The 18,978-nt window shown below is 45.9% G+C and carries 22 protein-coding genes; 16 read left to right on the plus strand and 6 right to left on the minus strand.

The window, feature by feature from the left end; translation table 11 throughout:
• Nucleotides 1–26 precede the first annotated feature (26 nt).
• From ARCVE_RS11325 to ARCVE_RS05915, 10 genes are all read left to right on the plus strand, one after another.
• Nucleotides 27–191, plus strand: coding sequence for a hypothetical protein (locus tag ARCVE_RS11325; RefSeq protein WP_013683849.1), 165 nt, complete (start codon nucleotides 27–29; stop codon nucleotides 189–191).
• A 10-nt stretch (nucleotides 192–201) separates the two neighbouring features.
• On the plus strand, nucleotides 202–1,674 hold the full coding sequence (locus ARCVE_RS05875) for a putative sulfate exporter family transporter (protein WP_013683850.1): 1,473 nt from the start codon (nucleotides 202–204) through the stop codon (nucleotides 1,672–1,674).
• A gap of 38 nt (nucleotides 1,675–1,712) precedes the next feature.
• On the plus strand, nucleotides 1,713–1,964 hold the full coding sequence (locus ARCVE_RS05880; protein ID WP_013683851.1) for a DUF5395 family protein: 252 nt from the start codon (nucleotides 1,713–1,715) through the stop codon (nucleotides 1,962–1,964).
• Nucleotides 1,965–2,055: 91 nt separating this feature from the next.
• Complete coding sequence (locus ARCVE_RS05885; protein ID WP_048085710.1) at nucleotides 2,056–2,574, plus strand: radical SAM protein; 519 nt, start codon at nucleotides 2,056–2,058, stop codon at nucleotides 2,572–2,574.
• 142 nt (nucleotides 2,575–2,716) lie between these two features.
• The gene (locus ARCVE_RS05890; protein ID WP_013683852.1) at nucleotides 2,717–3,700 is read left to right on the plus strand and encodes a sodium:calcium antiporter; all 984 of its coding nucleotides are present in this window, start codon (nucleotides 2,717–2,719) and stop codon (nucleotides 3,698–3,700) included.
• 210 nt (nucleotides 3,701–3,910) lie between these two features.
• Nucleotides 3,911–4,873, plus strand: a complete 963-nt coding sequence (locus ARCVE_RS05895) for a putative sulfate exporter family transporter (RefSeq protein ID WP_013683853.1) — start codon at nucleotides 3,911–3,913, stop codon at nucleotides 4,871–4,873.
• The gene (locus ARCVE_RS05900; RefSeq protein WP_013683854.1) at nucleotides 4,870–7,071 is read left to right on the plus strand and encodes a PAS domain S-box protein; all 2,202 of its coding nucleotides are present in this window, start codon (nucleotides 4,870–4,872) and stop codon (nucleotides 7,069–7,071) included. Before ARCVE_RS05895 ends, ARCVE_RS05900 begins: the two co-directional genes overlap by 4 nt.
• A 118-nt stretch (nucleotides 7,072–7,189) precedes the next feature.
• Nucleotides 7,190–8,656: a YeiH family protein gene (locus tag ARCVE_RS05905; RefSeq protein WP_013683855.1), complete on the plus strand. Its 1,467-nt coding sequence runs from the start codon at nucleotides 7,190–7,192 to the stop codon at nucleotides 8,654–8,656.
• Between the two features lie 49 nt (nucleotides 8,657–8,705).
• Nucleotides 8,706–9,545, plus strand: coding sequence for an outer membrane protein assembly factor BamB family protein (locus ARCVE_RS05910; protein WP_013683856.1), 840 nt, complete (start codon nucleotides 8,706–8,708; stop codon nucleotides 9,543–9,545).
• Nucleotides 9,546–9,597: 52 nt separating this feature from the next.
• Nucleotides 9,598–10,269 (plus strand): YkgJ family cysteine cluster protein, encoded by a 672-nt coding sequence (locus ARCVE_RS05915; RefSeq protein WP_013683857.1) that lies wholly within the window; start codon nucleotides 9,598–9,600, stop codon nucleotides 10,267–10,269.
• Between the two features lie 44 nt (nucleotides 10,270–10,313).
• Here ARCVE_RS05915 and glmM read toward each other — a convergent pair whose 3' ends face one another.
• Entirely contained in the window at nucleotides 10,314–11,669 is a 1,356-nt protein-coding gene (gene glmM / locus ARCVE_RS05920; RefSeq protein WP_013683858.1) for a phosphoglucosamine mutase, read from the minus strand.
• Nucleotides 11,670–11,835: 166 nt separating this feature from the next.
• Between glmM and ARCVE_RS05925 the strand changes: the two genes are divergently transcribed.
• Nucleotides 11,836–12,504, plus strand: coding sequence for a hypothetical protein (locus ARCVE_RS05925; protein WP_156786026.1), 669 nt, complete (start codon nucleotides 11,836–11,838; stop codon nucleotides 12,502–12,504).
• 40 nt (nucleotides 12,505–12,544) lie between these two features.
• On the opposite strand, the gene ARCVE_RS05930 is transcribed toward ARCVE_RS05925, so the two are convergent.
• Together ARCVE_RS05930 and ARCVE_RS05935 are read right to left on the minus strand one after the other, a co-directional pair.
• On the minus strand, nucleotides 12,545–13,483 hold the full coding sequence (locus tag ARCVE_RS05930) for an archaeosine biosynthesis radical SAM protein RaSEA (RefSeq protein WP_013683860.1): 939 nt from the start codon (nucleotides 13,481–13,483) through the stop codon (nucleotides 12,545–12,547).
• A complete protein-coding gene (locus ARCVE_RS05935) occupies nucleotides 13,477–14,265 on the minus strand; it encodes a rhomboid family intramembrane serine protease (protein ID WP_013683861.1) in 789 nt (262 codons plus the stop codon). The genes ARCVE_RS05930 and ARCVE_RS05935 overlap by 7 nt, the downstream gene beginning before the upstream one ends.
• Before the next feature lie 71 nt (nucleotides 14,266–14,336).
• On the opposite strand from ARCVE_RS05935, the gene ARCVE_RS05940 reads away from it, so the two are divergent.
• Complete coding sequence (locus ARCVE_RS05940; RefSeq protein WP_013683862.1) at nucleotides 14,337–15,011, plus strand: phosphoglycolate phosphatase; 675 nt, start codon at nucleotides 14,337–14,339, stop codon at nucleotides 15,009–15,011.
• On the opposite strand, the gene ARCVE_RS05945 is transcribed toward ARCVE_RS05940, so the two are convergent.
• A complete protein-coding gene (locus tag ARCVE_RS05945; RefSeq protein WP_156786027.1) occupies nucleotides 15,008–15,283 on the minus strand; it encodes a hypothetical protein in 276 nt (91 codons plus the stop codon). The genes ARCVE_RS05940 and ARCVE_RS05945 overlap by 4 nt on opposite strands.
• 127 nt (nucleotides 15,284–15,410) lie before the next feature.
• Between ARCVE_RS05945 and ARCVE_RS11090 the strand changes: the two genes are divergently transcribed.
• Entirely contained in the window at nucleotides 15,411–15,704 is a 294-nt protein-coding gene (locus tag ARCVE_RS11090) for a (Fe-S)-binding protein (RefSeq protein WP_198001989.1), read from the plus strand.
• Between the two features lie 6 nt (nucleotides 15,705–15,710).
• Nucleotides 15,711–15,920 (plus strand): DUF5320 family protein, encoded by a 210-nt coding sequence (locus ARCVE_RS05950; RefSeq protein WP_013683865.1) that lies wholly within the window; start codon nucleotides 15,711–15,713, stop codon nucleotides 15,918–15,920.
• A 32-nt stretch (nucleotides 15,921–15,952) separates the two neighbouring features.
• On the opposite strand, the gene ARCVE_RS05955 is transcribed toward ARCVE_RS05950, so the two are convergent.
• Both ARCVE_RS05955 and ARCVE_RS05960 read right to left on the minus strand, forming a co-directional pair.
• Nucleotides 15,953–16,339 (minus strand): cyclophilin-like family protein, encoded by a 387-nt coding sequence (locus ARCVE_RS05955; RefSeq protein WP_013683866.1) that lies wholly within the window; start codon nucleotides 16,337–16,339, stop codon nucleotides 15,953–15,955.
• Between the two features lies 1 nt (nucleotide 16,340).
• The gene (locus ARCVE_RS05960) at nucleotides 16,341–17,219 is read right to left on the minus strand and encodes a UbiA-like polyprenyltransferase (RefSeq protein WP_013683867.1); all 879 of its coding nucleotides are present in this window, start codon (nucleotides 17,217–17,219) and stop codon (nucleotides 16,341–16,343) included.
• 49 nt (nucleotides 17,220–17,268) lie between these two features.
• Here ARCVE_RS05960 and ARCVE_RS10805 point away from each other — a divergent pair, with 49 nt between their 5' ends.
• Both ARCVE_RS10805 and ARCVE_RS05970 read left to right on the plus strand, forming a co-directional pair.
• The gene (locus ARCVE_RS10805) at nucleotides 17,269–18,099 is read left to right on the plus strand and encodes an NAD-dependent epimerase/dehydratase family protein (RefSeq protein ID WP_013683868.1); all 831 of its coding nucleotides are present in this window, start codon (nucleotides 17,269–17,271) and stop codon (nucleotides 18,097–18,099) included.
• Complete coding sequence (locus tag ARCVE_RS05970; RefSeq protein ID WP_013683869.1) at nucleotides 18,086–18,967, plus strand: triphosphoribosyl-dephospho-CoA synthase; 882 nt, start codon at nucleotides 18,086–18,088, stop codon at nucleotides 18,965–18,967. The genes ARCVE_RS10805 and ARCVE_RS05970 overlap by 14 nt, the downstream gene beginning before the upstream one ends.
• The last annotated feature ends 11 nt before the right edge of the window (nucleotides 18,968–18,978 follow it).

The raw sequence follows: 18,978 nt of genomic DNA on the forward strand, positions 1-18,978 counted from the left end.
AGGTCGCCTCAGGGGGGTGGTGGAGTATGGAAGTGGAAAAAGAAGTGGGAGCAAAAGTGCTGGAAGAGATGGAAGTGGAACCATGGGAACCCATTGAGTCAAAGCTTGTTAAATGGACAGTAGTTACAGGGATTATAGCGATGATCATTCTGGCTGCATTGGTGCAGACGTTTATCCTTAAACACTACTGAGGTGATGCGAATGGCGGAAGAAAGAAAATGGTACACCGGAATGTTCAGCACCGAAGACTGGTGGGCTTTCTGGCTCGGAACGTTTTTTGTATTGCTTGGCATAATCGCCAGCTTGACAGGTGCTGACTTGGTTGGTTGGATAGTGAAGTTCAGCAAGTGGGTTGACGTATCAAAAGCCTTTAGAGCTTCGCACAAAGAACTCATGAGTCCAGTAGTTGCGTTGATAGCACAATATGTAATTCTAACAATCGTTACAGCGATAGGCGCTAGAGCTATGAAATGGGACCTGAAGAAATACCTCGTAGCATTTACAATCGTATTCTGGATTACAACGATCTGTTATATTGTTGGTGAAAACGCATACATCGCCGCTACAGAGCTTGACAGAGCAAAGTACGGAATAGAGTGGAGCCTATCGCTTGGTGGAGCATACTACATAATCGCGTTGGCTGTCGGTTTAGCAATAGGCAACTTGGCTCCAAAAAGCTTCAGGGAGTTCATAAAAGAGGGTGCAAAGCCAGAGTGGTTCATAAAGGTAGCTATTGTCATGTTAGGTGCTAAGCTTGGCTATCTTGCAATCAAATCGCTTGGTTATGCCATGCACTTACTGGTAGCAGGATGTTGTGCTACAATTGCAGCCTACCTGCTCTTCTGGCCTCTGGCATACGCAACAGCAAGGAAACTCTTCAAACTTTCGAGAGAATGGGCAGCCTGTTTTGCTTCGGGTATCTCAATCTGTGGAGTTTCGGCAGCGATTGCAACTGCCGGAGCTATTAGAGCGAGACCGATAGTTCCAGTAATGATTTCAGCGCTAATCGTTGTCTTTGCTGTCATAGAGCTTATCATACTGCCCGGCATTCTTCAGGCATTCTGGCTGAATGAGCCAATAGCCGCTGGAGCAAGTCTCGGTTTGACGGTAAAGACGGACGGAGCAGATGCGGCTGCGGGAGCTATACTCGACGAACTGATGAGGTCGAGAGCTGCAGTGGAACTTGGCGTCCACTGGCAGGAGGGCTGGATACTGATGTCTGCAGTTACTACAAAGATCTGGATCGACATGTTCATAGGCGTCTGGGCATTCGTTCTTGCAGTAGTCTGGTTGTACCACATCGAGAGAAAACCAGGCGAAAAGGTCCAGAAGATGGAAATCTGGTGGAGATTTCCAAAGTTCGTGCTTGGTTACTTCCTGGCGATGTTTCTGATAGTGTTCATCGGAATGAATCTGTATCCTGACGCTTCATCGGCGTACAAAGCTTTGACGTTTGGAATCAAGCCCGTCGAAGGAGCTCTCAGAAAGTTCTTCTTCATGCTGACATTCACCAGCATAGGCATTGTCACGGACTTCAGAGCACTTAAGCAGGAAGGACTTGGAAGGCTCGCGATCTGCTACGCATTCGTCTTGGCAGTGATAATAATACCGCTTGGATGGTTCATAGCCTGGCTGTTCCACATGGGAATGCAGCCGCCAACGGTGACACCTTAAACATTAATTTTTTATATTTTTATTTTGTGGTGAGATTTATGAAGCTAAACCTAATGTTAGTTCATGATGGGGAGCGGTGGATTGCAAAAAATGGAGATTTTTTTGTTGCAGGAAAAACACTCGAAGAGCTTGACGAGAATCTAAAAACAGAGCTGAAGAAGAGGATGGGGGACTTGAGGGGTAAAAAGATCGAAGTCAGAATGGAGTACGACTATAGGGGGACTTTTCCGTCTTGGATTACGCAGTATCACCCCTACTACCTCCATAGGGTTATACATGTTGAACTTTGAGTTTATTCAGGTTGAAGTTACGAGAAGATGTTCTGCAAGCTGCATAATGTGTCCTTCGAGGAGATGAGGGGCAAGCGGTAAGGATATTGATATGAATTTTGAAACCTTTGAAACTCTTTCAGATTACTTCAGATACAGCAGACACATACACCTGCAGGGATGGGGCGAACCCTTACTTCACGATAGAATTTTTGAGATGATTGAAATTGCCAGCAGAGCGAGCAGAGTCAGTTTTACAACGAACGGTATGCTTCTGTCCGAGAACGTCGAGCAAATCTTGAGCTACGATGTTGATACAGTCGCAATTTCCATCGCCGGGGCAAGTAAAGAAACGCACGAAAATATACGAAGAGGGACGAACTTCGAAAAGGTAATCGAAGGGGTAAAAACACTTTCAGCAATGAGGGAAAAGTCTGGAAACGATAACCCGGAAATTGTTCTCACTTACCTGATGAATAAGTACAATATACACGAACTTCCTGCGCTGATGGATCTGGCATCAGAGATGGGCGTCGATTACGTAATCGCAACCAATCTTGACTATGTTTTTGATGAAAAGACAGATGAATTGAAGATCTTTTCGTGGACGAAATTCTCACGTACCCCCTAACTGACTGGAGAGCTGAGAAGAATCTTCTGCCTGAAATTTGCAAAACATGTTACAAGGCATACGGAATTTGATTTGGGATGGTGTGAGATTCCGTGATACTGCCTCAAAAAGTTTTTAACCCGACTGGGCCGGGCTGGGTAAGATGCATGCTCTTGCCGAGTTGTTTTTTGGAATGGTCGTAGTTTTTGTAGCAGCCTTTTTATTTGTTAATGCCATCGAGTACCTCGGCTGTAGACTCAGACTCGGCGGCTCTTTCGTGGGAGCAACTCTTGCACCTCTATTCACATCCCTCCCTGAGCTCACGGTTTTCCTTGTGGCGGTATTCTCTGGGGTTGAAAGCGGAGAGGAAATAGGCATCGGAACGATATTCGGACAGCCCTTTATGGCTTCGAGCCTCTCCTATGGACTTGTTGGAATTGCCGCCTTCATCGGCTATTATCTTGGTCGAAGGGACAACGCCACGCTGGAAATAGACAGGTCGCTGATACTTCCGTATGTATTCATAACTATTCTTTTCCCCTTGACGCTTGTTCCTGCATTTCTGCCGTCCACCCGCCACCTCTTCGGAATTTTCTTTCTTGGCACGTTCGTATTCTACATGTGGGTAATGTACGCGAGGAGAAAGGCAGGATCTATAGAAGATGCCGAAATACCCTACTTCTGTAAAGTTGTCCCCCACCCATTTGCAAGCGGCATTATTCAGCTCGTTGCTGCTGTCTTTCTGCTGTACTACGGTTCTGAGAGTCTTGTTTCTGCTGTGGATACAATAGCAAGGGGCGCTGGCATAAGTCCTATGGGTCTGGCTTTAATAATAATTCCAGCAACTACGGCAATTCCTGAAACCGCCAGTGCTCTCATCTGGGGGTATCGCGGCAGAGATACACTCAGCCTTGGCTCGCTTGTTGGCGAGAAAATTCTGTATTCGACATTCTATCCGGGAATAGGTCTCTTAATAACGTCTTGGACTCTTGATATTCACGTTTACCTCAGCGTCCTGACCACCACACTCGTGTCGTTCATTCTCCTCTACTTCATCTCAAAGGAGAGGGTTCCTTGGTACTGGCTATGCACGGGGCTATTTTTCTTCGTGGGTTATGCTGTTCTGGTATTTATGTTCCATATATAGTTTACCTAATTTTTGTCTATTTGCCACTCATTGAACGGGTGAAACCTTCAAAGCTTTGTAGAATTGTTAATTGATATATTTTTGTTTCAATTTGTGAATTGTCTGTATATTATAACTTGGTACCTCTTGCACCGCAATTTTTATTTAGAAATCGAAAAATGGCAGGTTTGATTTAAAATATCTGGCATAAAAACTGCTGGAGGATGCTTGATGGTTGGAAAAAAGCTTCCAGAATGGAAAAAAGCATTTGGCTTGATTATGATTACAGCTCCTGGAATTGGAGCTTATCTCGTGAGCTGTATATGTCCTGCCCTTGATGCACTGTTTCTTGCTTTGATATTTGGAATATCTCTTGGAAGTTTTTTGAATAATTTGAAAATTAGGTATCTCTCAGAAAAGTCTCTTGCTATAACACTCCCACTCGGAATCGTACTGTATGGTGCAAAAATCAAAATCCCACTTCCAAGTGATTTTCCACCCCAAGTCATAGTCTTGACAATTCTTTCAACTTTAATTATGGGTGCCGCTGTATTCCTGTTTGCAAAAACGTTCAGGGTGGGTGAAAAACTCTCCTTGCTATTGGCATGTGGTACGGCTATATGTGGTGTATCTGCCATAACAATAGTTTCTTCAATTGTTAAACCAAAGAAAGAAGAGTTTTCTGCGGCAATTATCGTGATAACTGTGGTTGGGCTAACCGGAGCCATATTCTACCCGTTTCTGGGTTACCACTTAGGACTGTCTCCGGATTGCTATGCGATTTTAAGCGGAGCCACCCTTCATCAGACCGGCCTTGTAGAAATAGCCTCATTACCATTTGGAAATTACGTTATGCAGGAGGGTCTGGCCGTTAAAGGCATACGAATTGCACTGATTTCGGTTGTCACTCTTTTGATTTCTTTTATCTATGCGGAGAACAGGTTTTACGTTCCATGGTATGTTGTGACGTTTCTCATTGTAGCGTTCCTGTCCAGTTTCGTATTAACACCCGAAATTGTAAAGGTGATAGAGCCACTCTCCACAATAGCTTTTTCAATCACGCTGGCATCGATTGGTCTCTCAGTTAACATAAGGGATATCCAGAAAGTGCGTCTCAGTCCCTTAATTGCTGCTTATGGCGGGTGGTTTGCTTCACTGGCTATATTTCTGATAATAATGGGGTGGTTGCTGTGAGGCTGCCCATTTTCTTCAAAATAGTTGCAATCGCGCTGTTCTTTGCGTTGTTGTCTCTCGCTCTGTTTACAGTTACTTCTAACGAACCATCCGGATTAACATATGTTTATTATATTTACATGTTCATAATAATTCTTGGAATATCGTTCTTCGTTGCCGGAAGCATAACAGAACCTCTGGAGAGGCTCAGAAAGGGATTTGAAAACATTATGCGCGGAGAGAGTGCTCACATAGAGGTGGATACGGGTGATGAGCTTGAGGACCTTGCAAAAGCGTTTAACTACATGGTAGATGTGCTGACGAAGCAAAAGGACATGCTGAAAAGGAGTGAGGATAAGTACAGAAGTCTCATAGAAGACGTAAACGACTGGGTTTTTGAAGTTGACGAGAACTTCGTTTACACTTATTCCAGCCCAAAGGTTCGAGATATTCTTGGATACGAACCTGAGGAAGTCGTAGGCAAAAAACCCTTTGACTTTATGCCAGAGGATGAGAGGAAGAAGGCTGTAGAGGAGTTTGAAAACATAAAAGGGGATAAAATTCCGTTCTGTGGCTTGGAAAACGTGTTTCTGCGAAAAGACGGCAGCCCTGTAATACTTGAAACTTGCGGCAGACCCTTCTTTGATGAAAAGGGAAATCTGCGTGGTTACAGGGCTGTCAGCAGAGACGTAACGGCAAGAAAGCAGGCTGAGGAGAAATTAGCATACTTAGCGAGCATTACGGATCACACTGTTGATGCTGTAGTCTCTCTGGATCTCGACAGCCGCATCGTATCCTGGAATAAAGGTGCGGAGATGATGTTTGGATACAAGGAATCCGAAGTTATTGGTAAACCCTTGGCAACTCTTATGCCAAAGGAAAACTGGGATTCGTGTAGAGAAAACTTCAAGAAAGCGATTCTCGAGGGTTACGCCAGAGATATCGAGACTGTAAGAATAACGAAGGATGGCAGAAGGATACTTGTGGATCAGACTCTGACAACAATTTACGACTCAAATGGTGAACACATGGGATTCGTTGCGATAATGAGAGATATTACCAAGCGTAAGGAGGCTGAAGAAGAACTTAAAAGGGCTTACAGACAGTTAGAAGAAAAAACACAGGAACTGCTAAAGTCGCAGAAGGAACTCGAGTACCTTGCAAACATCTTGGAGAACTCAAACGACGCAATATATTCGGTAAACCTCGAAGGTGTTATTACAAGCTGGAACAAGACCGCAGAGAAACTATTTGGCTGGACAAAGAAAGAAGCTCTCGGAATGTCCGCAGACGTGTTGTTACCGGATGAGATCAAGAATGAGATACCTTTTCTGATTCAGAAAATAAAAGAAGGTGTTAGGTTTATTTCTTATGAAACGAGAAGACTGACAAAGGATGGCGAAATAATTGATGTGGATGTTACTGTATCGCCAATACTGGACGAAGAGGGCAAACCCACAGGTTTTTCGGTGATTGCAAGGGATATTACTTCAAAGATCAAGGCAGAAGAAAGTATGCTAAAGAGAATTTTGAAGTTCGATATTGATAAGGGCAAGGTTTACCTGATAGAAGAATCCTTCCCAGATTTGGCACTGGAAGTGTTCAACGATTTGATTAAATGCGGATACTCTGGAACAATAATAACAAGAAGACTTCCTGACGAGATAAAGGTAGAAAATAATTCAACACACTTCTGGCTTTCTGAGAAAAAGGGAAAGAACACGTTATCTCCTGATATTTCTGAAATTGAGACAACAATTATGAATCTACCAAACTGGAACAATGCAGTGCTCTTAGAGCTGGATTATGTCATTCTCAAGAATGGATTCGATAAAACATTCGAATTCATTCAGAGACTGAAGGAAGTATTCTACATCCTCAAGAAAGGAGTCGTACTGCTATCCCTTGATCCGGATATCCTGAATGAGAAGCAGATAAAACTCCTGAGAAAAGAGTGCAGCACTATAAAACTCAAACCAAAACACCACGATCTGCCTCCAGAAGTTTACGAGATATTGAGATATGTTTACATGCAAAACAGAGTGGGTGAGAGACCTTCAGTCAAAGACATTATGAGCAAGTTCAATATTGCAAGAAACACAGCCAAAAAGCGAATAAGGTATCTTGAGGAGAATGGGCTGTTAAAAGTTATCAGAGATGGCAGGCTAAAAGTAGTAGAAGTTACGGAAAAAGGTAGGGAACTATTTTATATATCTTAAAAAGATATTATACAACCATAACTGACACTTTTTGACTGTATTCTTGACGACATCGGTAAGTATTCTGTCATCGATCAAATCGCTTCTGTGAGTTAGATCTCGGCAGAGGTGATTGGTAGTGTCGGATGGCGAACATGTAGAGGTCGTTAGAGGTGTAAAGACGCTATGGAAAACAGAGGACTGGTGGGCAGTGTGGATGGCCTTTATAGTGATACTGCTGGCAACGGCACTGTATTTCAGTGGCTCAACGCTGAAGCCGCTTGCAGTGTATCCACCGAAATGGAGCTTTACACCAGAGGGATATGCAAAGCTCGCAGAACACTTTGCTAACAATGCAGGATGGTACCTAGCAAACTTCCTGTTCTGGCTGGTAATGTTCACGGGTAGCAGCAAGCTCCTTGGATTCAAGCCAAGTGAATTCGTACCATCGTTTGTGTTCGTATACATAGCATCAGTATTAATAGCAGTGTTCTCAGCAAACGAGACGGCCCACCACTACAACTTAGAGGCACCACTGTTTGCGCTTCTTGTCGGATTGCTGATAAGCAACACGATAAAACTGCCAAAATGGATGGACGCAGGTTTCAGAGTTGAGTACTACATAAAAACAGGAATAGTCATGCTCGGTGCAACACTGCCGTTTACACTGATACTCTACGCCGGCCCGGTTGCGTTTATACAGGCGACAATTATAGCGGTGTCAACATTCCTGACGATCTACACCGTTGGTACAAAAGTGCTTGGAATGGACAGGCGCTTTGCTGCAGTTCTCGGTGCTGGAGGAGCTGTTTGCGGTGTTTCAGCATCGATTGCAATGGCCGCAGCAGTAAGGGCTAAAAAAGAGCACGTGGCAATGGGTATAACGACGGTCATCGTCTGGGCAATAATCATGATATTCGCAATACCTCTGATAAGCAAAGCACTCGTTCTGCATCCAGGTGTTGCTGGAGCATGGGTAGGTACATCTGAATTCGCTGACGCTGCAGGATTTGCTGCTGCTGCAGCATACGGCAGTATGTTTGCTAACCTGCCCCCAGACGCAGTTGTGTTCGGAACGGGTAAGACTGTAGCACAGGTTATAGCGGAAGCAAAGGCAGTGGGTGTTGACATTGACGACATAGCGGTTCGTACATTTACGCTGATGAAGGTTATCGGCAGAGATATCTGGATTGGACTGTGGGCATTCGTCATGGCAATTATAGCAACGACAAGGTGGGAGGTTGAGGAGACAGGAACCAAACCATCAGCGATGGAGATCTGGTGGAGATTCCCCAAGTTCGTTCTTGGATTCTTCGCAGCCTCGCTGTTTATCTCAATACTCACGGCAGGAGTTCCGCTTTCAGAGTACTTGCAGCACATGAAGCCGTTGCTCGTCGGTCCGATCAAGACTATGAGAACATGGACGTTCATATTCACATTCTTCAGCATCGGTCTGACAACGAGGTTCAGAGAGTTGACAGCGGCTGGTACCAAGCCATGGATTGCATTCTCATCTGGAGCAATAGTGAACGCCATACTCGGAGCACTGATGTCGATATTCGTGCTCGGTTCATACTGGGCAACCCAGGGATGGGGTGGTCTCTAAAGACGTACCCCCAAATTTTTTATTATTTTAATTTTATTGAGTGGTTACCATGAAGAGTCTCTGGAGTTACAGGCCTGACTGTGAAATTGAAAATGTTTCCTTCGATGAGGATTACCTGGTATTCAGTTCAGGAAGCAGCCTGTACTGCCTAGACGCCGATGCAAGGAAAATTATTTGGAAAAAAAGAATGACTACAACGTTCTACAGAGATCCGTTCTCAGATGTATCAATAACGGCACTTGATGCTAAGGGTCCGATGATTGCAGCAGGTACAAACTTTATGGATGGAAAAATATACCTGTTTACGAAGACTGGTAAGCTGCTCTGGGAGCATCAGTTTGCCACCATTGCGAGTCTGGGATGGAGGCCTGAAGATGTCACAGCAGTTGGCATAGGTGACAACTTTGTGGCAGTTGGGACCGAGTTTATTGGCGAACATATCTACGTTTACACGTTCAAAAGAGAGAGGATGTTCCATAAGAGAGTGAATGGCACGGTGAGGGCGATAGCAGCTAATAGATGTCTTGCGGTTGGAACTGATGAGAAACTGTACGTATTCGAACCCGATGGCAGAGAGAGGTTCAGCATCACTGCGCAGGTTACAGATGTCAAAATTACCGAAACAGGCATTCTCACCAGTTCTGGAAACAGAGTTTACATGTTCTCAAGCAACGGGAAAGAGCTTTGGCATAAAAGCTTTGATTGTGAGATTAAGCAGTTGTACTGCAACGGCAGAATTTATGCTATTGCAGGAAAGAGAGTCGTGGTGATGTCTGAAAGCGGAGATATTCTGAAAGATGTTGAGCTGGAGGGTAGCCCGGTTGGGATAGGCGGATCCGGGATTCTTACACTTGACGGTAACACGCTTAAAATGTACCCTCTTCCGTGACATCTGCTATAATCTGGATAAGATTATATAGTCCTCTGCGAGCAGCGAGTTCATGATAATCGACAACTCGAGAAAGCTGACCTTCGATGACAAATTCAGATTTTCTTGCCACAAGGAGATTCGGTGTTTCAACAGGTGCTGTCACGATCTCAACATATTCCTGACACCATACGATATACTTAGGATAAAGAGAAACCTTGGCCTGTCTTCAGACGAATTTCTGGAGAAATACACAAGATGGCATGTTGGCCCGGAAACTGGACTTCCCGTAGTTGTGCTTAAAATGGTGGATGGTAAATGTCCATTTGTAACGGATGACGGGTGCAGCATTTATAGAGATAGACCGGGCGCGTGCCGCCTTTACCCTCTCGTCAGAATGAGGTCGAGAAATGAGGAGTACTACTACATTATTGTGGAAAACTTCTGCGAAGGCTTCAATGAGAATAAGGAGTGGACGATTCGAGAGTGGCTCGACGACCAGGGGGCGTGGAAGTACAACGAAATGAATGATGTTTTTATGGAACTCGTCCTCGGTCTTTACAGCTCTGGAAGAAAACTGAGCAACGAAGAGATGCAGAAGTTTTACATGGCCTGCTACGACATCGACCGCTTTAGAGAGTTCGCGAGGGAAAATGGCATTGCCGACAACGAAACCCTCGAGGACGACGAGAAGCTCGTGGAGTTCGGAATAAACTGGCTGAAGCAGACCCTCCTGAGTGTGTAACGAACAGAATGGAAAAATAACATAAATATAATGTAAAAAAGTAGTCAGCCGAGAATCTTCTTTACGGCACTCATCCCGAGCTCGAGCAGTTCTTTAGCTCTCTTTTCAGTCTTCCCCTCTGCAAATATTCTGGCAATAGGTTCCGTTCCTGATGGTCTTATCAGCAGCCAGCCATCCTCATAGTCTATTCTTGCTCCGTCGGTGAAGCTCGCTTCTGGGAATTCCTCCTTCAATCCGTTAAGGAGTTTGAGCTTATCCTTGCATGGAACCTTCGTCTTAAACGTGTAGTAGCGCGGTATGTCTTTCACGAGTTCGGATAGCGGTTTGCCCTCAAGCGCCATGAGTTCAAGGACTTTTGCAGCACTCATCGCTCCATCTCTCGCAAGCAGATGCTCGGGGAATATCAGCCCGCCGTTTCCTTCTCCACCAAAAACAGCCTTTGTTTTCAGCATCGTTTCTGCAACCACTGGCGAGCCAACGGGAGTGTATACGATCTCTCCTCCTGCCTCTCTAACGGCATCCTCCACACATCGTGACGAAGACACGGGAGTAACAACGACGCCTCCTCCATTCTTCTCCACGTAGTACTTGGCCATGAGGGCAAGCATGACGTCTTCGCTAACAAATTGGCCTCTTTCGTCAACGAACGTCGCTCTGTCAGCATCACCGTCATGGGCTACGCCGAGATTGGCGTTCGTTTCTGCAACAACCTTCTTGAGCTGTTCTACGTTTTCCTCCACCGGTTCTGGATTTCTTGCAGGGAAGCGTCCGTCGGGATGGGCGTTTATACTAATAACTGTGCAGCCGAGCTCTTTAAGAAGCTGAGGGGTCGTAACGCATCCAGCCCCATTTCCGCAGTCTACGACGACTTTAAACGCTTTTCCTGCTATTTCTTCAACGCTGACTTTATCCTTAATTCCGTCAATATACTGCCTTTTGCAATCCTCGCTGTATACCTGGCCAACGTCTTGCCAGGAGGCTATGCGATAGGTTTTGCTCTTGTACATCCGTTCACTCTCTTCATCCATTTCCCTCGTAAATTCCCTTCCATCGTCTTGAATGAACTTTATGCCGTTGTACTCCCTCGGATTGTGGCTCGCGGTAACAACAATGCCGCCTGTTATTTTTGGGTTCGTCTTGACGTAGTACTGCAACGCTGGAGTTGGAATGAGCCCTAAATCGATGACATCACTGCCTGTAGAAGTTATGCCAGCAATTACAGCACTTTTGAACATGTGGCTCGAAATGCGTGCATCCATTCCGACAGCAATCCTACCACTTCTTATTGTTCCCATAACTCTGCCAAGGTTGAGGGCCATTTCGACAGTTAGTTCCTCATTCGCTATCCCTCGAACGCCATCGGTGCCAAAAAGCTCGCCAGCTCCACCAATTCTTGCCATGTTACTTCTGTAGTTTTCAGAGGTATTTTTCTTTTTGGATTCCTATGGTTTTTATTGGTCAGCTTTTCTTTAGTGATACATGGTTGGTGGTCCAGTCTGAGTGGCGGGTGTTATGGACGGGGAAGGTAACTTTTTTAAGCAGATTATGGTAATAATAATTATAAGTATGAAACCTGCAGAACTTCTTGAGTTATTGGAGCACAAGAGAACAGCAATAGTCACCGACGACGATTACAGTGCCACCACGCTTCTTTACTACACAATAGCACCTCTCGTTAAGGAGAAGCTCCACCTCGTGGTTTACTCAGAAATCATGTGCAGAAAGCTTGGGATTGTGTTTGACTCGATAGTCAGAGATGAGCCCAGGCTCAAAGATGTGATAGATAATCTCAGAGTTATTAAAATTGGTAAAAAAGAGGAGGTAGCTTATGGAAAGCTTGTAGCTTTCGTGGATGAATCAAAAGATATTCATGAAACGGTCAGAGAACTACAAAGGATAATGAACAGACTTGAAGATAACTCGATAGTGGTTTTCCTCGGTTCAGGATTGGCCATACACAAGTATGGCATATCTACCGTTGTTAAGGCTACCGAAGAGTTGTTCTCTGGTATCAAGTCATCACTTACCGAGCTCTATTTCATTCCCAGCCCTGTTTCAATGAATGTCATTGCAAAGCTGTTCGACGTTGTAATCAGGGTTAAAAGGTCTGAGGATTTTGATATAATGGCTTCAGCGAGGGTTTACGATGTATACGTTGAGCACAGCATTCTCCGCGAACTTCCACCAACTCCACTCTACCGTATCCAAGATACTGAACTCCACGAGATAATCTAATTTTTAGCCCTTAAAATTTTAATTCATCAATTTTAATACCCTATCTGACAAGTGGTAGCCGGGAATACCTTTCGAGTTCCACGACCCTCTGCCAGATATGAACACAATCGCAGCTCACGTCAAGGTCTGCTACGTTCTGACTCAGGGAGAACTCCTTTATAGCCATTGCAACGTCTCTGTCACACTTCCTGCAGTTGTGCGGCCCTCTCTCGCTTCCCGCTGCGACAGGATCACACATGATCTCTATCCCTTCACTTCTAACCTGTCTCAAAACCTCAATGGCACTCCAGAGCCAGGGCGGACGGTAGAGGTTTCGCTGCCATAACCTCTCGACATAGGTGTTTGATGGAATGTACATCAGGTTGAGGGAAATGATGTCCGCATACTCTGCGACATCCATCGAAGAGCGGATAGCATCTTCTATCGCTTCTCCCTCTGAAAGAAACGGCGGCTTGAGGAGCAGATATGCTTTAACTCTTACCCCGTAATCTTTGAGCTTTTCCGCTGCTCTAACAAAGTCTTCAAAGGTAAATCCTTTGTTTATACAGTTTTCCCTTATGAAGTCGTTGCTCGTTTCGAGGCCAATTCCCACTTCCGCTTCGAAGGGCATTGACGCGAGTTCTTTGAGAGCTTCATCTTTGACAAATTCGGGCCTGCTCTCTACTATGAGCTTCTTAACGCTCATGGAGCGCATGAGGCTGTAGAGGTACTCTCTAAACTCGGGCGGCACTTCTCTTGCGTCGAAGAAGCTGCCTGAGGTGAATATTTTGAGAACTTCGAATTCTTTGTCTCTAACGGCTTCATCTATTTGTTCTTTAAGCTCTTCAAGACCAATCCTGCTGTCAGATGCATAGGAGAAGCCGCACATCAGGCACCGCTGCCAGTAGCACCCTCTTGTTCTGAGAATTACAGTAAGACATCTAACAGCTTTCCCGTGGAATCGTTCTTTTTCAATCCACGATGCTACTGGCTTTACCACATTCTCCACCTTCTCAATATCCTAAGCTTCTTTCCGTAGTACAGACCGACGAGCAGGCCTGCGAGATGGGCTGCATGAGCCACGCCCGTTTGAGCGCTGAACGGGAGCATAAAGAGGTCGTATGCAGCGAATAGCAGAAGTGCTGTTCTGATGCCCATTGGAATCATAAAGAAGAACAAAACTCGTATTTCTGGAGCTATAATCGCCAGAGTGCCCATTATACCGTAGATTGCACCGCTCGCACCGAGCGCTGGATAGAGTTCACCCGTTGAATACGCAAAGAGTAAGTAAGCCAGGTTTCCGGCAATTCCTGAAAGGAAGAATATTTTGAGATAGTTGTTGCCTCCAGCTCTTCTTTCCAGTTCGCTACCGAAGAACAGCAGGACAATCATGTTCACTAAATAGTGGTCGAAGGAGCCGTGGAGGAATATGCACGTGACAATCTGCCATGGCATGACGAAGAGGTAGGAAGGGTGAAGAGCGAGAAATCTCTCGACTGGCAGGATTATTGAGAGGAAGAACATTATCGTGCAAATTCCAATTATGAGGTTGTTGTAGCCGTATGCGGCGATTCCGGAGGGCTTTGGAAGAGGGATATTTACCTTATGAACGTCAACCCTTCTTTTCCTCTTAACCTTAACCGGCACATTCCAGTAGTCGTCCTTCAGACCTGGGCAATCGTGCTCTTCAGGCAATCTGTGTTCCGAACAGAAATAACCACCACAGTAACTGCACTGGTATGGCATCCAATCTTCTTTTCCGCAGTAATCGCAACGCTTCACTTCTCTGCCTTCTACGGGCGAGTATTAATTATTTTCCATAGTTTTATAACCAGTATCTCACGACTGAAGACATGCTCCGTCCAAAGGGTCTCGCCATTGACATCGACGGAACCATAACATACAGGAATCGAAGCCTGAACTGTAAGGCCGTTGAAGCTCTCAGGAAGGTAAAAATCCCTGTAGTTCTTGCAACTGGCAACATATCCTGTTTCGCAAGAACTGCTGCAAAGCTTATAGGCGTCTCAGACATTGTTATATGCGAAAATGGAGGTATTGTTCGATTCAGCTACGATGGCGACGACATAGTGCTTGGGGACATAAGCAAATGCCTTAAAGCGGCTGAAATTCTCAAAGAGTACTTTGAAATCGAATTCCTTGACGCTGAGTACAGGAAGTCGGAGGTCTGTCTTCGCAGAAACTTTCCTATTGAAGAGGCGAGGAAAATTCTTCACGATGCAAAGCTTGATGTTAAAATCGTCGATTCAGGTTTTGCGTACCACATAATGGATGCGAAGGTCAGCAAAGGAAGGGCTCTTGAGTACATAGCTGATGAACTTGGTATAAGTCCGAAGGAGTTCGCTGCAATTGGTGATTCTGAGAACGACATAGACCTGATTAAGGCTGCCGGCCTCGGTATTGCCGTTGGAGATGCTGACTTAAAGCTCAAAATGGAGGCCGACGTGGTAGTCTCGAAGAAGAATGGCGATGGAGTTGTTGAAGCACTTGAGCTTCTGGGCTTAATTTAACTCTTTCTAAGATTCTCGAGAAAATCACCGACAGCAGTACCGATAATGAAGAATACCGCAAAGAAGAATACGAGGATTGCGATGGCAACTCCTGTTCCGAGTGCTAAAGCGTTTGACAATTCGGGCAATCTTGTTCCTAGGAGACCAAATACGATGCCTATTAGTATACCCACCGCTGCAGATTCTTTGAGCAGCTTCATTCTGTTTTCTTTTCCTGGTTTTATAAATCCATAGATTACTCCAAATACGAATGCTGCTAAAATATACATCACGATGTTTCTACTTACAACTACAACATTTAAAAAAGTTATGGAATTAGATTTTGGTCAACCGAAAAATTCAAATACATTTTGAATATATATTCACAGTGTGAGAGTAATGCGAAGATGTGGAAAACGCATGCGAAGGATGCAGAGAAGGCACTCTGGATGCCAGAGACGCTGGCGAAGATGTTCAGCGTGGACTTTTCGCGAAGTAGCATATGATTCACTTACGCCCGTAGAGGTACACGAGATCGACCCGAAAGTTGCAAAAATACTGTCATTACTTCCACACCGCGATTGCGGAGCGTGCAGTTACGATACATGCTATGACCTTGCAGTTGCAATAGCGGAGAGAAGAGAAAAACCCGACGCTTGCAGGATTGTGGGGAAGAAAGTAGGTAGTGTGATTGAGAAAATTTTGAGGAGGTGATGTAAAATGCCGAGGTATCCGGGTTTCGGACCATGGAGCCACCTTCCCCCGTGGGAAAGACCCGGCTGGAAGTTTGGAAGGGGGAGGGGCTGGTGCTGGTGGTACTACGGCATGAGCAGAGAGGACGAAATCAGGCTGCTTGAGGAGGAAGCAGCTTTCCTGGAAGAGAGACTGAGAGAAATCCGCAGAAGGCTTGATGAGCTCAAGAGGGAGTGATTTTTTATTTTTTGTTTAATTTTTGATGGGCATTACTCGAGCGCCCTGTCAATAACGACCTCTTCGCCATCATCCACTTCTCTGAAAGCCTCAATGTCTCCTACGACCTTCCCGATTACATTAACGGCGCTCGCTGGCCTGATTTCATCTCCTTCACTTATGGGTGTGGGACCGAAGAAGACGCATATTGCTCTGCCGGGAATCCAGTATGCAACGTCGCCCATTTCGACGACTTCTTTAGAGTTTTCTTCGACCTCCACAACCACGTCTGTTTCGAAGTAGATCTCATCGCCCCACCTGTTCACCACACCCTTTATGGGCAGGGAATTCAGTATTGCTTCAACTGTGACTGGGGCGAGGTCTTCGTAGAGCTCAACTTCTCTTTTAACATTTCCAGCTTTTATCCAGACTTTTACCATATCAACCACCTGCTATAACTGCGGCAACTATACTGAAAAGCAGTACGGCACTTATAACTGCGTTTGCGTGGAAGAAAGCAATCTGAATTCTTTTCTCATCGTATTTTTTATCGTTGACTATCAAATGCTGGTAAATGAGCAGCAGAGCTATGATCGCGAGCCCGAAAGCAGCAGGCACGCCCGCTCCGTAAATGTGGATGGCATAGGCTGCAAGGGTGAAGAAGATTGCATGACTGATGGCTGAAATTGCAAGGGCTGCTTTGACGCCATAGTGTGCCCCTATTGAGTGCAGGCCGTGTTTTCTGTCGAATTCAACGTCCTGCAGCCCGTAGATTATATCGAATCCTGCAACCCAGAAGATGACAGCTACGCCGAGAATCGCAGGAACGAACTCGCTGCCAAGTGGGTCGAAGGAGTCCGTTACTGCAATCCACCCGCCAAGGGGAGCAAAGGCAAGGTTTAAACCGAGAACGAAGTGGGCGAGACACGTGAACCTCTTGAGGTAGGGATAAATCCAGGCGGTTATTACCGGAATGGGTGAAAGCATGAAGGCCGTTCTGTTGATCAGATATGCGGAAACAAAGTAAACTGAGAGGGCTATGATTAGAATTCCATACGCCTCTCCAACATTTATCAATCCTGCAGGGAGGTGTCGTTTTGCCGTTCTGGGATTTATTGCATCGATATCTCTATCAATAATCCTGTTGAGAACCATGGCAGCGGTTCTCATCCCGGTAAATGCTGCTGTAATCAGGAGAAACAATTTCCAGCCAAACCATCCGTGGGCTGCAAGAAATGCCCCAGCGTAGGCGAAAGGCAGGGCAAAGAGAGTGTGCTCGATTTTTATAAAGTCAGCATACATTTTGAGTTTGTGAAGCATGGACTTACCATTACAGGAGGCAAATTAAATTTACTTCTTCGTTCAACGTATGACGGGGTTAGTGGTGAGAGTTCTGCTTACCGGTGCAACGGGTTTCCTTGGAAGCTACGTACTGTCCCTCCTTACTGAAAAATACGATGTGGTTGCTTTTGTAAGGAGGCCAGTAGAGAATCTTGGAGAAGGGTTAAATGTCCAGATAATTCGCGGAGATCTGAGGTCCGGAGGGGACGTTGAAAAAGCAGCAAAAGGCGTTGATGTTGCTGTAAACCTTGCCGGTGTACTGAAGGGGGACTACTACGGAGTTCACGTTCTTGCCGCTAAAAACCTCGTAAGTAACGTTCCTCGAATCGTTCACGTCTCAGCTTTATGGGCCTCCCCGGATGGCAACGATTACCAGCGCAGCAAGTGGGAGGGTGAAAGAGAGGTGATGAAGGCCGAGAGCTACACCATAGTCAGGCCATCGGTGATGTTTGGTGCCGGTGACAGATTCGTGAACAAAATTCTCAGGATTATGCGAAGGTATCCCTTCATCCCCTGTTTCGATGGCAGACTCTCTCCCGTGTTTGTCGGGGATGTCGCGGAGATCATAGTCGATGCAGTTGAGAGAGTTGCTAACGGTAGTAGAGAAACTCTTTCCCTCTGCGGTCCGAGGGACTTCAGCGTTGAGGAGCTTTTCCAGACGATTGCGGATGTGTTTGGCATTAAAAAGCCGTTCGTCAAAATTCCACGTCCTATTATCAGTCTTTACGCGATGATAGGTGAAATAACGGGCGGCGATCTGTCGAGAGTGTTTCTTTCCATGCTTGAGACGAGGCCATGTGTCAGGCTTGAGACGGACATCGAAGACTACCTCGTGAGGTGTCGCCATGAGTTCGGATGAGGGTATGGTACCTTCTGCAGCCACAGCAGCAACGGCAGCGGTGCTTGCGATGCTTCTTGAAGTCTCGGCAACTCCAAAATCGGGTAACGTTGATAGGGAGCATAGCTTCGAAGATTTGCGCTACGAGCACTTTCTCGCCTCATCCGCCTCTTCTTACCCTGTTTTCTTGCGGGCAGCGGAGAATCGTGGCAGCGTGGGCCAGCTAATCCTCGATGCGGTCGTCGAAACTTCGAGATGGCATAGAGCCGGAAACGTTCACTTCGGGGCGTTCCTGTTGCTGACCCCTCTCGTGTACTCATGGCGTGCCGGAAGGGCCGAAAGCATCGCAAAGGCCGCTGTTGAGACCTTGAAGAACACGACGGTTGAGGACTCGCTTGCGGTTCTCAAAGCCTTCAGGTTGTCGGGAGCGAGGGCAATGGATGTCGAAGAGCTGAGCCTTGAAGATGACAGTACGGCGGAGGAGTTGAAAAGGGAGAGAATCAACCTCTACGACTGGATGCTTCTCGCTCCTCGAGAGAACATCATAGCAAGGGAACTGACGGAAGGATACACTGCAAGCCTCTCGGGTATGAAAACACTTATCGAGACGTTTGAAGAATTCGGCGACGTGAATGCGGCGATAGTGTTTACATACCATAAGTTGCTCTCCGAGTACATCGATCCCCTTGTGGTTGCGAAACACGGCATCGAGACTGCAAAAAAAGTGAGGGATACGGCAAGGAAGGTTGTTGAAGCGTTTGGTGGGAACATCGACGTCTTCAAACCCCTTGACGAGGAGTTTGTAAGGAGAAGAATAAACCCCGGCACGATTGCAGACCTGACTTCTTCGTCGATCTTTCTCGCCCTGATTGAGGGGTTGAGGTTTTAGACGGGGGGTGT

Origin of the sequence: Archaeoglobus veneficus SNP6 (assembly GCF_000194625.1) — an archaeon.
Lineage (GTDB): Archaea > Halobacteriota > Archaeoglobi > Archaeoglobales > Archaeoglobaceae > Archaeoglobus_C > Archaeoglobus_C veneficus.